Here is a 13,433-nt window from a genome sequence, read left to right as displayed (position 1 = left end):
GGCGCCTACCCCGCCCCCAATTCCCGCCCACCCGCCGGGGCGGGGGGGGGCCCCCCCCCCCGGGCTGGAGGACGGCGGCCTGGCGGTCCAGGCCGAGGAGGAACTGCGCCAGCAGCGCCCCTGTGCCCTCCCGGCCGGACAGCCTGCGGCCGAGCAGGTCACGCAACCGGTGCGGGGGCACCGGCAGCAGCGACACCGGCAGGTCGATCCCCACGCCGGCGACGTCCGGACCACCCGCCCCCGGGGCCCGGTCCCCGAACATCCGCACGTCGTGCGGGGTGGAGCTATCGATGAGGGCGAAGTCACCGACACCGAACGTCTCCGCCTGATCCCGTCCACGCCTGAGCCCGTGGACTCCGGAGGTCAGCAGCGTCAGGTGGTACAACTCCTGATCCGAACGCCGGATCATCCGCTCCGTACGCCGGAACCGCGCCGAGGGGAACGACGACCCCAACAGGACCACCGGCCCCAGGCCGAAGAGCCGCACCTTCCCCGTGAAGTTGTCCGCGTGAGCGCTCGTCGCCTCGCACTCCCGCGTCCTCGCTAGCGCGTCCCGCCAGCACTCAAAGCTGTCCTCCGCAGACAAACCATCGCCCTGGAGCACGCTCTTCTCAGATGCAGACATCCCGCCCCCTCCGGACATACCGCCCTCGCCGAACGGGCGAGGCCCTCCCCCGATGCCATCGTCACGCCATCATCTCGGGCTGCTCCAGCCCGGCCAAGAGGGTCATCAGGTCACACCCGCAGGGTGAGAACGGAGTGACCCAACAACGGAGGAGCGGGTGTCAGGGCGGCCCGGGATCCGTGGCGATGTCCACGACTTCGGGGAGGGTGGCCACCACGGTGCATGACATCCGCAGGCGGGACAGGATCCTCTCGGGGCCGGGGTCGGACGCGAGGAGCTCCCTCAGCCCCTCGGCGGCGTGTTCCAGTACCTCCACCACCGGCCCCGGACCGTTCATGATCAGCCAGAACATCGCGGTGAACGTGAAGACGCCGGGCAGCTCGTCGACGACGGGCGTGGGCAGGTCGGGACCCCCGACCGCGCCGAGGGACACATCATGTTCCCGTCCCGGAAAGTGGTGTCCATCGCCAGCACGTGCTGGACAAAGTACTGGTTGGTGGCGAAGTCGGTGACGTTCCCAAAGACGCGGTCATCCCGCAGCCCGCCGACCAGATCGCCAACCGTACGCGCAAGGGCAGCAACGGCGGCCGCCCGCCGTCTTTCGACCGCCAGGCCCACAAGCAGCGCAACATCGGCCCGGGGCCGGCGGTTGCGGTGGGCGCTGCCGTCCCGAGACAGCCGCCGGCGCCGGGTTTCCGGTAGGTCCGGGTCAGGTCAGCAGGTGCCGACCCGGCCGGAGCGGGCGGACCAGACGGCGGTCCACGGACCGTCGCCGTGGGGGCGGTAGACGACCAGGTTCCCGTCGTTCTGCAGGCGCACCCAGTTGGCACTCGGGTTGCAGCCGAGGGCGGTCCCGGATGCCCACCGGGCGTTCTTGAAAGTGTCGTAGACGACGAAGTTGCCGTCGTACTGCATGATGACCTTGCCGGGCGAGGTGTTGACGGTTCCGCTGGCCCAGACCGCGTAGCCGCTCTCGTCGTACTGCACGAGGTTGCCGTCCTTCTGGTAGACGAGCCGCTGGTCGCCGTTGCCGGAGACCAGTGTGTCGCCGGGGAGCAGGCAGCTGCCCCACTCCATGTGGTCCCAGCCGCGCGGGTTGCGCGAGCAGTTCCACTCGCCGTTGACGTCGGCCGACGCGCTGGTGGCGGTGGTGAGGCCGATGACGCCGGCCAGGGCGGCCGCGGCGCTTGCGAGTGCAACGAGCCGCCTGGGCGTCCTTCGGATGGTCATCATGGTGTTCCTCCTCGCCCCGGACCGCTCTGAGCGCTCCCGGGCCTGGTGTCGTGGCGGCGCGCGGTACCGGTCCCCCGTCCCGCCGATGGGATGGAGCCCCCGCTCGGCGGCTCCGAACCTGACAACGCTCCGTACACGTCGGGCGGTTCAGACTCGCCGGCTGACCATCCGTCGGTCCGCGGCCGCGCTCCCCGTCCGCGGCTGGCACGATCCGTAGCACTGCCTGGCGCTGGAACTCGGCGACGGCCTGGCCGCATTCACCACACGGCTCACCCTCACCGCCATCGACGCCGCAGGCCCAACAACCCCCACCGCCCGACCCCTCATCGACCACTTGGCCCAGCGGACAAGCGAAGTCCGCGACGGCTACGCACTGCGCGACCTCCTCGCCCATCCAGCTGTTCGCCATCACCTCGACCCCGTAAGGACAACCGAACTCGAACACGCTCTCGCCAGCTGAGCACTCGCCTCAGGCGACCTCCCGGCACCCTTCACCGTCAAGCTGAACAGCGCGCTCGCGGTCGCCGCCTCAATGATCGACGACTCCTTTCACTGACGATCCCCGACACTGCATGACTGGGCGGCAGCAGCGGGTTCTCCGGCGACCAGAACCTGCTCGTCTCACCGCGACTGCCGACTTCGGCCTGACGCCGGTGTCGGCCCCGAGCGGCGCAGATGCTCGGGCTGGTCACCGGACGTGGTCGTCGGCTGCTTCGACAGCCCCCACGAGGATCGGGCCTTGGCCGCGCTCGCCGAGACCTTCCGGGCGCGTACCGAACCAGGCCCCGGCCGATCCAAGGCCTGCCCCATCTTCCGAAGCATCGGAACCTCCACGACAGCAGGCGAGGCGATCGCGCTGACAAGCAGGGCCTCGGCGCCGGGAAGCGCTTGCCGCCGAACCGAGGCACTGTAGGCGCCGGCCGCCCCACCGACAGCAAGCAAGGCCTCCGCGCTCGGCAACGGCCCCTGATGACGCCGAAGCCAGTCCGCTCCCTGGTGAGCGAGCCGCGCGATCCGCTCGCAGGCCACGATCGAGACATCGCGCAGGAACTCCAGCACCCGACAATCACCGACCAGTCGGTTGTCATTGTGGCGTTCCGTGGGACTCCCCGACGCCAAGGGCGAACCCATCGCAGCCAGGTACTGGACACCCGCGCCAAGACTTCTGTCATGTGAAGCAAATACATTGACACTCATATGCCTTACGGTTATCAACGGGACCTTCAGCGACGTCAGCTGGCTTCAGCGTGGCGAGGTCACACCGAGCGGTCGAGCACCGGTGCGGGCTTCGCCCGTGCCGCAGCCTCGGCGGCCTGGGCCTCCGCGCCCCAGCGGCGGGCGAGGACGGCGCAGACCATCAGCTGCAGCTGGTGGAAGAGCATCAGTGGCAGCACCATCAGGCCGGCGGCCGGGCCGGGGAAGAGAACGGCGGCCATGGGGACGCCGCTGGCCAGGCTCTTCTTGGAGCCGCAGAAGACGATGGCGATCAGATCGCCCCGGTCGAATCCGAGCCGGCGGCCGGCCAGCAGGGTGACGGTCAGAACCAGCGCCAGCAACAGCGACTCGGCCACCAGCAGGGCGGCCAGCCGGGGCAGCGAGAGCGTGTCCCACATCCCGCCGACGACGGCGGCGCCGAAGGCGCTGTAGACGACCAGCAGGATCGAGCCGCGGTCGACCAGGGCGAGGACGGCGCGGTGGCGGGCCGTCCAGGCGGCGATCCAGCGGCGCAGCAACTGGCCGGCGGCGAAGGGCAGGAGGAGTTGTTCGGCGATCTCCAGCACGGTGCCCGGCGAGATGCCGCCCTTGGTGTGCAGTAGCACGGCGGCGAGCAGTGGGGTCAGGAGGATGCCGAAGAGGCTGGAGAAGGTCGCGCTGCAGACCGCGGCGGCGGTGTTGCCGCGGGCGATGGAGGTGAAGGCGATCGAGGACTGCACGGTGGAGGGCAGCAGGGTCAGGAACAGCAGGCCCTGGTAGAGCTGCGGTGACAGGACGGTCGGCACCAGCAGATGGGCGGCCATCCCGAGCAGGGGGAAGAGAACGAAGGTCACCGCGAGCACGGTGCTGTGCAGTCGCCACTGCTTGAGTCCGTTCCAGGCCTCACGGGCGGAGAGCCGAGCACCGTAGAGGAAGAACAGCACGGCGACCCCGCCAGTGGCGGCGTCCGAGACGACCGGTGCGGCGCCGCCACGGGCCGGCAGTACGGCGGCGAGCAGCACGGTGCCGAGTAGGAAGGCGATGAACGGGTCGACGCGGAGGCGGGCGCAGCGGCGTAGCACTGGCCGGGTGGGAAAGCGGCGGGAGCGGGTTGGGGTGTTCGGGCGGGGCATGGTTCTCCGCGCGGGTGGTTTCGGGTGGGACGGTCTCAGCCTTTCGCTCGTTCGGGTGATTGTGAATCCCGCTGGCTGCACTCACTGTCATCATGGTTCGTAATATCAGCCGATAGAGTGGCTGGATGTTCGATCCGGTGCAGTTGAGGTCCTTCCTCGCGGTGGCACAGACCGGCGGCTTCACCCGGGCCGCCCAACGGCTGGGGCTGCGGCAGTCGACGGTCAGCCAGCACGTGCGGAGGCTGGAGGAGACCGCCGGCCGGCGCCTCTTCCTGCGCGACACCCACTCGGTGCAGCTCACCGGCGAAGGCGAGGCGATGCTCGGGTTCGCCCGGACGATCCTGGAGGCGCACGAGCAGGCGCTCGGCTACTTCGCGCGGACGCAGGTGCGCGGGCGGGTGCGATTCGGTGCGTCGGAGGACTTCGTCGACACCGAACTGCCGCAGATCCTGCGGGGCTTCCGGCGGCGCAACCCCCAGGTCGACCTCGAACTCACCGTCGGGCTCAGCGCCGTGCTCTACGAGCAGCTGGCCGACGGCCGGCTCGACCTGGTGCTCGGCAAGCGCCCGCCGGGCGGCGACGCCCAGGGCCAACTGATCTGGCAGGACCGGCTGGTGTGGGTCGCGGCGGAGGACTTCCGGCTGGAGCACCCGGCGGAGCCGCTGCCGCTCATCGTCTACCCGCCGCCGAGCTTCACCCGGGCACGCGCCCTGGAGGCCTGCGAACGCGACGGCCGGCCCTGGCGGATCGCCTGCACGAGCACCAGCCTGTCCGGGGTCCGGGCCGCCGCGCTGGCCGGTCTCGGGGTGGTGCCGCACGCCCGGAGCCTGATCCCGTCGGGCCTGCGGCCGCTGCCCGACCAGCCGGGCCTGCCGGGCCTGCCGGACCTGGGCACGACGGACTTCGCCCTCACCACGGGACGCACCACGGCTCGCGGCCCGGCCCGCGTCCTGGCCCAGGCCGTACTCGCGGACGCGTTCCGGCTGCAACGCGCCCCGGAGCGGGCGCAGCCCTGACCTGGCAGGGCCGAAGCGGCCGGCCCGCGCGGCCTCGGCGTCACGAGATCATGAACTCCCCCGTCGACAGCGCACGCTTCACTATCCGCACGTCGCCGATCCAGCCGTGGAAAATCTTGTCGAGTACGCCCGCGTACTCGTACCCGCCGAGTATCCACGGCCGCCCGAGGGTGGTCAGCCCCACCGCCGGGGTCGACGGGTTTCGGGCCACCTCGCAGCCGTCCACGTACATCCGGTTGAGCCGGCCGTCGTTGACGACCGCGACGTGCCACCAGTGGTCCAGCGGCAGCTGGTGGCCCCAACAGGTCGACGCGCCGGTCTGGTTGAGCGGGTAGACGCACCACTGCAGCGCGGGCGCCTCGGACAGGCTGAGCGTGACGACCGGCTCCTGCGGGTCGGTCGCGTCGCCGCTCTTGCCCGCCTCGCCGCTCATGCCCCAGCGGCTCAGGATCCCCGACCACGCGTTCGCCCCCGGGTCCCAGTCCGCGGGCAGCTTGAAGAAGGCCTCGATCGTGTAACCGTGCTCGAACGTCTCGCGGTTGACCGGCGCGGTGGGCACGGTCTGGAGGTACGCGCCGACCGGCGGCTTGTTGCGGCTATCGAACAGCAGGCTGCCGTGCCCGGGCTGGTCCGGGTGGTGGTCGGACGACCACGTGAGTGCGGTGTCGGGCGCGCCCGGAGTGGCCTGGCGGACCAGGTCGTTGCCCTGGCCGGTCAGGTCCCGGACGGTCTGCAGGACGCCGGTGCCGGCCTTGCCCCCGCCGTCGAAGCGCCAGTAGGCGAGGGTGTCGCGGACGAGCAGCTCGCCCGCGGGGCGAGCCGGGCGCGGCGGGACGGGGGCGAAGCCGGCGAAGCGGCGTTCGAAGTCGATCGGGATCGAGAACCGGTCGACGTCGGAGGTCAGTTCGGCCTCCCGGGCGGCCAGGGCGTTGCGCTCCTCCGCGGCCGTCTCCTGGATCCAGGGCGAGAACGTCGACACGTCGATCGTGTTCCGGTCGAGGTCGAAGCGGTAGGTGCGGATCATCGCGGCGCCGCCGTAGTAGCGGTCCTGGTAGTTGGTGATGTGAACGTGCACATCGTTCCCGGCCTTGTTCCGCAGGACGGTGCGGCCGGGCGGCCAGTAGTGCCCGTTCACGGTGAGGAACACCTGGTCATTGCCGCTGACGAGCTTCTCCCACAGGCGTTTCCCGTAGTCGGACAGGTTCGCCTTGCCGCTGCCGTCCGCGTAGGCCATCTCGTGGGTGGTGAGGATGACCGGCAGCTTCGGATTCTCGGCGATCATCCTGTTCGCCCAGGCGAAGCCCGCGTCCGACAGGCGCCAGTCCAGGGAGAGGACCATCCACTCGCGGCCGGCCGCCCTGAAGACGTGGCACGTGTTGTACCCGTCGGGGCTGGATGCCCGGTAGCCGGGCGTGCGGGCGGCCCTCGCCGCGGTAAACGTGTCCAGGTACGGGGTCCTGCCGCGCTGGTCGTCGGTCGAGGACCGGACGTCGTGATTGCCCGCGAGCACGCCGTAGGCGACGCCGGCGTCGTCGAGCAGCGCGAAGGACTTCGTCACGGCGGCGTACTCGGCCGGCAGCCCGTGCTCGGTCACGTCGCCGAGGTGGGCGAGGAAGACGATGTTGTCGTCCCCGCCACCCTCGCGGTTCGTCCCGCCGTCGAGGACGTAGCGGAACGACGCCTCCAGCGGGGCGGGGTGGATCCGGTCCTCGTCGAACAGGTACTGCGTGTCCGGCATGACGACGAAGGTGAACTGCCGGCTGTCCGGGTCGGGCTCCCAACCCTCGGGGCGGGTACGGGGCTTGACGTCGGCCTCGGCGGGGGCGGCGACGCCGAACAGCCCGAGCCCCGCCGAGCCGACCCCGGCCCCCAGCAGCCCGGCCCCGCGCAGGAACCGCCGCCGGCTCGCCGCCGCTGCCCCGCCCCCGTCGAGTTCCGCGGTCCGGGGACAGGCGCACGCGTCGGACGGATGGGAATCGTGCATGATCGCTCCAAGGAGTGGTGTGGCCCCGGACGGTTCACCGGACGTTAGGGACCGAACCTTGTCGCAGGTCATCCACGTGGCCACGCCGCGCTGAACAGCGGCCGAATGCCGCGATCACGACAGCGACCCCCGTCAAACGGCGACGATCTGCCAGTCCTGGCTGTCACCTCCGGTGATGGTCCACTGGATGACCTGGGCGCCGTCGGCGGTGGAGGCGTCCTTGACGTCGGCGCACCACCCGTTGCGGACGTTGACGAGCCGGTAGTAGCCGCCGGTCGCGGAGGGGACGAGTTGCCACGACTGGTTGTCGCCACCGTCGCCGGTCCACTGGTCGAGGCTCGCGCCCTGGACGGAGTTGCCGGGGCTGTCGAGCACCTTGCCGCTCTTGGCGTTGGACAGCCGGTAGGACCCGTCCGCATTGGGCAGGAGCTTCCACTGCTGGTCGGCGCCGCCGGTCCAGGGCCGTTGGACGAGGCCGGCGCCGTCGGCGGTGGAGGCGTCACTGACGTCCAGCACCTTGCCGCTGCGGCGGTTGACCAGTGTGAACGTGCCCAGGTCCGCGCCGAAGGGCCGGTCGTAGAGCTCCAGGGTGCGGATGGACGCCCAGACGCCGTCCGGCAGCCCGGTGACAGTGACGCGCACGTACCGTGCGCGGGTGCGGAACTGGGCGACCTGGACCTGGCTGGTGCCGGTCGTCGCGGTGAGGTCGGCCAGCGTGGTCCATCCTGCATCGTCGGTGGAACCCTCGATCGTGTACCGGTAGTTGGTCCGGTCCAGCTCCCAGGCGATCCGGGTGCCGGTCAGGGAACGGGTCGAGCCCAGGTCGACCTTCAGCCAGTGGCCGGTGCCGCCGTCGTTCGCGCACCAGCGGGTGGAGGTGGCGCCGTCGACGGCCTTGGCCGCGGTGTTGCCCTTGGAGCCCTCCTCGCTGTCGGCGGTCGCCGTCGCGCCGACGGCGACGGCGATGTCGGCGGGCTGCACGCTGCGGTCGAGGACAACGCCGACGACGCTGTCCTGGGGGTGGGTGGTGCGATCGATGCCGGCGACGGCGACCCGGCCGTCGGCGCTGACGGTGTAGGCGAGCTTGCCGCCGGAGCGCACGTCGAACACGCGGGTGACCTGCGCGTCGCCGATCGGCGAGGTGGTGAAGGTGGTTCCGCTGTAGCCGGGGAGCACGTGGACGTAGAAGGTGTCGTCCTTGTACGTGTAGCCGTACTGGCCGTCGACCGGGTTCCACGGCCCGCCGCGGGTGCCGTAGACGGACCGGCCGCAGGCCGTCATGAAGGTGCCGATCTGCCGCAGCAGGGCGGCCTGGGCGTCGGAGACGGTGCCGTGCCGGTCCGGGCCGACGTTGACCATCACGGTCATGTTCCGCACCCAGCAGTTGACCAGGATGTCCATCGCGGTGCCGTAGCCCATGACGGAGGAGTTGGAGTAGCCCCACGTGCCGATGACGCTGAAGACCTTCTCGACGAGCCTGCCCGTGCGGATCGCCCCGGTCGGGACCCCCGGGCCCTCGTCGCTGTCGTAGTCGCCCTTCCAGCCGGAGCGCGAGGTCGCGACGATGTCGGGCTGGTGCTTGCGGACCATGCCCATCAGTCCCAGCGGCCTGCCGTCGGCGTCCGTCTCGCCGTAGGCGGCGTCCACCGGCCACTGGTTGGCGGTGTCGCGGAACCGGCCGGGTTCCCAGAAGAAGGCGCCGGCCGCGTCGGTGCCCTGCTCGGCGATCCAGCCGCCGTCCCACCACAGGTCGTCGATCACGCCGTACCGGGTGACGAGTTCCTTGACCGACTCGTACACCTCGGTCTTCATGATCCGCGCGTTCTCCTTGTGCGCGGGATCGGTGGTGTAACCCCAAGGGTTCGCTGCGCAGTTGGTACCGCTCACATCGTAGTAGCCGGGGTAGCGCCAGTCGATCGGCGAGTAGTAGAGGCCCACCCTCAGGCCGGCCGCCCGCACCGCCGCGACGTAGTCCTTCACGAAGTCACGGCTGAGCGGCGCCTGCCCGGAGTTCCAGCCGTTGGGGTGGTTCAGCGGCCACAGGGCGAAGCCGTCGTGGTGGCGGGTCGTGAGCGTCGTGTACCTCGCCCCGAAGTCCTTGGCCAGTCGGGCCCACGCCACCGGGTCGTAGGCATCGGCGGTGAACTGCTCGCTCGTCGCGTCGGTGACGTACTTGCGGTAGTTCGCCGGGGTGACCGCGGCGCTGTGCATGTACCACTCGCCCTTGGCCGGGCCCGCGTACACGCCCCAGTGGATGAACATCCCCAGCTTGGCGTCCATCAGCCACTGGATCTTGGCGTCCGGCTGCTGTTCGAGGCCCAGGTCGGTCTGCGGGATCCGCAGGGGAGGCAGCGGCAGCGGGTCGGCCGCCGTCGCGGCGTACGCGGGCGCCGTCACGGCGACCGGGCCCACCGTCGCGGCAACCGTCATGGCCGCCATGCCGACGAGGAGCGACCTGCGCGAGATGGGATCCGGCACTGTTGTTCCTCCAGTTCGCATTTGAACGGTGATGTTGGAGGCCCCGGACGGGCCCGGCTGCCGGCCGGGCCCGCTGCCGTCAGCCGCCCGTCAGGAAAGGGTCCAGCTCTCGCTGGCGGCGCTCGAACTGCCGCCCGGCTCCTGGTCCACGGCCCCGCCCTGCGTGGTCGAGCCGCCGGTGCCGATGGTCAGGCCGCTGCCGATGCCGACCAGCACGTACTTGCCGCCGGCGAGGTCCAGCGCCCACTGCTGGTTGGTGCCGCCGTTGCAGGTCCACTGCTGCAACTGCACGCCGGTGGCGGTCGAGTAGCCGGGGACGTCCAGGCACAGTCCGCTGTTGGCGCTCGTCAGGGTGTAGACGTTGTCCGCGACCCTGGTGAGCGTCCATTTCTGGTTGGCACCGCCGGTCGACGGCCATTGGATGACCCCGCCTCCGGCGGAGGTGGAGGCGCCGGACACGTCCAGCAGCATCGAACTGGCCGCGTTGGCCAGGGTGTAGGTACCGGCGGAGGGGAGGCCGCTGCCGGCCGACCAGGTGCCTGCGGACGTGTCGAGGGACCAGGTGGGGTACTGGCCGAGGTTCAGCGTCGTCCCCCTGATGGTCAGCGGGAGCCAGATCAGCTTGGAGCCACCCAGGTCACCGGTGTCCCAGCGGTCCCCCGCGTAGATGTACGTGGTACCCGAAGTGCCCTGAACGGTGATGATGTTGGCCGTCTGGCTCCCGTAGGTATTGGTGCCGGGGGCGGCCAGATCCTTCCAGGCCGACCACGGTCCGCTCGGGGACGTCGCGGTGGCGTAGACGTTGTCGTTGAGGTACCAGCCCGACAGGTGCGACCCCAGCAGGTAGTAGATGCCGCCCACCTTCACCATGGCCGGGGACTCGATGCTGCCGCCGCCCAGGAGCTCGACCGGGCTGTCGACCGAGAGGTAGTCGGCGGAGAGCTTGTCGATCCGCAGGCCGCCGTTGTTGCGGTCCTCGGTCAGCAGGTAGCCCGTGCCGTCGGACTCCTGGAACAGGCCCAGGTCACGGCTGACGTTGCCCAGCGGCCGGAAGCTGCCCCGGTAGACGTACGGGCCGCACGGGGTGCTGCTGGTGGCAACACCGGCCTTGGCCTCGGAGTAGTCGCCGCTGTCGATGTGAACGTACATCACGTACGTGCTGGTCGACGCGTTGTAGATGACCTTCGGCCGCTCGACGACCCGGTTCGGCCCCAGATCTCCACTGCTCTGCTTGGCCAGTGCCACGCCCTGGTAGGTCCAGGTGCCGAGGTCGCCGGAGGTGTAGCAGGGGATGTCCTGGAACGAGGTGTTCGCCGACGTCTCACCGGTCTTGTCCTCGCCGAAGCCGTACCAGGTGCTCCCCACCTTGAGGATGCCCAGTCCGTGCAGCTGCAGCGCGTTGCCGTTCTGGTCGGTGCGGGCGCCGCCCAGGGTGAACTGCACCGGGGCCGAGGCCGCCTGGGCCTGTGCGGCGGGCAGCAGCACCGCCGCGAAGGCGCCGAGCAGGGCGAGAAGTCCGGCGAGTGCGGTCCGCCACCGGCCGACCGGCCGGGTGTCGCCTGAAGGACTGCGGGACAAGGGGTCACCTCTCCAAAAGGACATGCGTCGGAAACGTCCATGACATGGGATGGATTAAGACCCAAAGATCGGGTGCTTGTCCAGAGTTTCGACGGCTTTTGCCGAGCAGCCGCCCAACAGTGGCGTGATTCATCTGACCTCATGGCAACAGACATGGGATGTCAGGCGATCCCTGACTCGATCCGGGCCGCTCCACCCGCACCCGGCCCCGAAGACCGTCCGCACCGGCGTCACCGTGAAACTTTCACCAGCGGGATCGCACCGATCGGCCTGTATCGCCTGGAAGCCAGGGAGAAGCCCAGCCACTCCTTGACGAGGTCGCAGTCCCTGATGCAGCGTCAACAGTCCGAAACACTCCGGAAACAAGAGCAAGGGCGACGCCGTGAGCGCGAGCACCAATGTGAGCGATCACATGCGTGACCTGCTCACCGCCCACCGCTGTCAACCAACTGCGGAGGAAGAGGTTCCATGCTGCGTTCCCGGTACCTGACGACCCGCCTGCTCGCCGTGCTCCTGGCGGTCGGCGCCGCACTCGGTGTGAACGTGTCCAACGAGCCCCGGGCCGGCGCCGCCTCGTTGACCCGGATCACGGGCTTCGGCACCAACCCGACCGACCTGCAGATGTACCTGTACGTCCCGAACAGCGCCAAGGCCAACCCGCCGATCCTGCTGGCACTGCACGGCTGCCAGGGCTCGGGCCCCTACCTGTACTCCAGCACCGATTTCGCCGCGCTGGCCGACCGGTACGGGTTCATCGTCATCTACCCCTCGACCAGCCCCGGCGGCAGTTGCTGGGACGTCTCGTCCGACCAGGCGCTGACGCGCAACGGCGGCAGTGACCCGGTCGGGCTGATGTCGATGATCACGTACGCCGAGCAGCGCTACGGCGGGAACCGCAACGCCGTGTACGTCACCGGCGAGTCGTCGGGAGGGATGATGACCAACGTCATGCTCGCGGACTACCCGGACGTGTTCAAGGCCGGCTCGGCGTTCATGGGCGTGCCCTACCACTGCTTCTACACGGGCACCGTGCGCGGTTGGAACGGCCCTTGCGCCGGGGGCCGGGTCTCCATGACCGCGCAGCGGTGGGGCGACCTGGTGCGCGGTGCCGATCCCGGCTACACCGGGCCGCGCCCCCGCGTGCAGCTGTGGCACGGCACCGCCGACCCCATCCTGAACCACAACGATCTCGGTGAAGAGACCAAGCAGTGGACGAACGTCCTCGGGGTGAGGCAGAGCCCGTCGTCGACCGACACCCCGGCCGCCGACTGGAACCGGGCCCGGTACGCCAACGGCTCCGGCATCACCCAGGTCGAGACGTACAGCATCACCAGCGCCGGGCACCAACTGCCCATCCAGGGCAGGCAGATGGCCGCCTACGCCATCCACTTCATGGGACTGGACGGCGGCGGCAAGCACCAGCGGGCCCTCGGGTAGTCGCTCTCCGGCTCCCCTCCAGATCAAGGAGATCCCGCCCGGTCGCCGATCGGGCGGGATGCGCCGCCGACGTCTCCGCCATGACCGCGACGGCCCGCGCCGCCGGACGGCTGCTCGTCGAGGCCGCCTGGAACCGCTGGCACCCGCGCACCCGGGACCTCGAAGACCTGATCGCCCGCGGCGCGATCGGCACCGTCCACACCGTCACCGCCCGGTTCGACGGTCTCGCCCCCGCCCCCGGCAACTACCGCCTCGACGCCGCCCTCGGCGGAGGGGCCCTCTACGACGTCGGCTACTACGCCGTCTCCGCCGCGCTCACCGCGTTCGGCTGGCGCGCGCCGACGGTCCTGCGGGCCGAACAGGAGCGCTGGGGCCCCGGCTCCGCCGACTCCGTCACCCGGTTCCTGCTGGAGTCCCCCGGCCGGGGAATGGCCGAGGTCGACTGCTCACTCGTCGGCCGCACGGCCGAGACGTTCACCACCACCGGCACGGGCGGCTCGATCACCCTCACCCCACCGGCGTTCTGCGCCGGCTCCGCCCCCAGCACGCTCACCACCACCGGCGGAGGCCGCCGCGACTACCCGGCCCAGGATCCCTACCGCCTCATGGTCGAGTCCGTCGACTCCGCCGTGCAGGGCGACACCGCGGCCCGCCTCGTCCCGGTCGCGCAGTCGCTCCTCATCGCGACCACCCTGGACGCCGTCCGCGGTCACCCGGCGCGAGTCGACAGTTGACGGTCGACTCGACGACTCTGC

General features: G+C 70.4%; 9 protein-coding genes and 3 pseudogenes. 4 read left to right on the top strand and 8 right to left on the bottom strand.

What is annotated here, in order from left to right:
• From ACFV4F_RS07550 to ACFV4F_RS07540, 3 genes and pseudogenes are all read right to left on the bottom strand, one after another.
• Window positions 1–409, bottom strand: a pseudogene (locus ACFV4F_RS07550) (hypothetical protein); the annotation flags it as partial.
• 376 nt (window positions 410–785) lie between these two features.
• The gene (locus tag ACFV4F_RS07545; protein WP_380500775.1) at window positions 786–1,058 is read right to left on the bottom strand and encodes a hypothetical protein; all 273 of its coding nucleotides are present in this window, start codon (window positions 1,056–1,058) and stop codon (window positions 786–788) included.
• Window positions 1,058–1,147, bottom strand: a pseudogene (locus tag ACFV4F_RS07540) (DUF2165 family protein); the annotation flags it as partial. The pseudogene ACFV4F_RS07540 and the gene ACFV4F_RS07545, both read right to left, overlap by 1 nt.
• Window positions 1,148–1,153: 6 nt before the next feature.
• Between ACFV4F_RS07540 and ACFV4F_RS07535 the strand changes: the two are divergent.
• Window positions 1,154–1,258, top strand: a pseudogene (locus ACFV4F_RS07535) (IS5/IS1182 family transposase); the annotation flags it as partial.
• A gap of 81 nt (window positions 1,259–1,339) precedes the next feature.
• Here ACFV4F_RS07535 and ACFV4F_RS07530 read toward each other — a convergent pair.
• Window positions 1,340–1,858: a hypothetical protein gene (locus ACFV4F_RS07530; protein ID WP_380500774.1), complete on the bottom strand. Its 519-nt coding sequence runs from the start codon at window positions 1,856–1,858 to the stop codon at window positions 1,340–1,342.
• A gap of 1,256 nt (window positions 1,859–3,114) precedes the next feature.
• The gene (locus tag ACFV4F_RS07525) at window positions 3,115–4,185 is read right to left on the bottom strand and encodes a bile acid:sodium symporter family protein (protein ID WP_380500773.1); all 1,071 of its coding nucleotides are present in this window, start codon (window positions 4,183–4,185) and stop codon (window positions 3,115–3,117) included.
• A 125-nt stretch (window positions 4,186–4,310) separates the two neighbouring features.
• On the opposite strand from ACFV4F_RS07525, the gene ACFV4F_RS07520 reads away from it, so the two are divergent.
• Window positions 4,311–5,201, top strand: a complete 891-nt coding sequence (locus tag ACFV4F_RS07520) for a LysR substrate-binding domain-containing protein (RefSeq protein ID WP_380500772.1) — start codon at window positions 4,311–4,313, stop codon at window positions 5,199–5,201.
• A 40-nt stretch (window positions 5,202–5,241) separates the two neighbouring features.
• Here the strand turns inward: ACFV4F_RS07520 and ACFV4F_RS07515 are convergent, their stop codons facing one another.
• The 3 genes from ACFV4F_RS07515 to ACFV4F_RS07505 form a co-directional block, all read right to left on the bottom strand.
• On the bottom strand, window positions 5,242–7,185 hold the full coding sequence (locus ACFV4F_RS07515) for a LamG-like jellyroll fold domain-containing protein (protein ID WP_380500771.1): 1,944 nt from the start codon (window positions 7,183–7,185) through the stop codon (window positions 5,242–5,244).
• A 132-nt stretch (window positions 7,186–7,317) separates the two neighbouring features.
• Window positions 7,318–9,663, bottom strand: coding sequence for an alpha-L-fucosidase (locus tag ACFV4F_RS07510; protein ID WP_380500770.1), 2,346 nt, complete (start codon window positions 9,661–9,663; stop codon window positions 7,318–7,320).
• Window positions 9,664–9,753: 90 nt separating this feature from the next.
• Window positions 9,754–11,241 (bottom strand): RICIN domain-containing protein, encoded by a 1,488-nt coding sequence (locus ACFV4F_RS07505; RefSeq protein WP_380500769.1) that lies wholly within the window; start codon window positions 11,239–11,241, stop codon window positions 9,754–9,756.
• Between the two features lie 468 nt (window positions 11,242–11,709).
• Here ACFV4F_RS07505 and ACFV4F_RS07500 point away from each other — a divergent pair, with 468 nt between their 5' ends.
• Entirely contained in the window at window positions 11,710–12,678 is a 969-nt protein-coding gene (locus tag ACFV4F_RS07500; protein ID WP_380500768.1) for an alpha/beta hydrolase family esterase, read from the top strand.
• Window positions 12,679–12,758: 80 nt separating this feature from the next.
• Window positions 12,759–13,412 (top strand): hypothetical protein, encoded by a 654-nt coding sequence (locus tag ACFV4F_RS07495; RefSeq protein WP_380500767.1) that lies wholly within the window; start codon window positions 12,759–12,761, stop codon window positions 13,410–13,412.
• Window positions 13,413–13,433: the final 21 nt, after the last annotated feature.

The organism is Kitasatospora sp. NPDC059722, from assembly GCF_042733235.1.
GTDB lineage: Bacteria > Actinomycetota > Actinomycetes > Streptomycetales > Streptomycetaceae > Kitasatospora.
The sequence above is the reverse complement of the archived record's forward strand: the minus strand, read 5'-3'. Positions and strand labels throughout refer to the sequence as shown.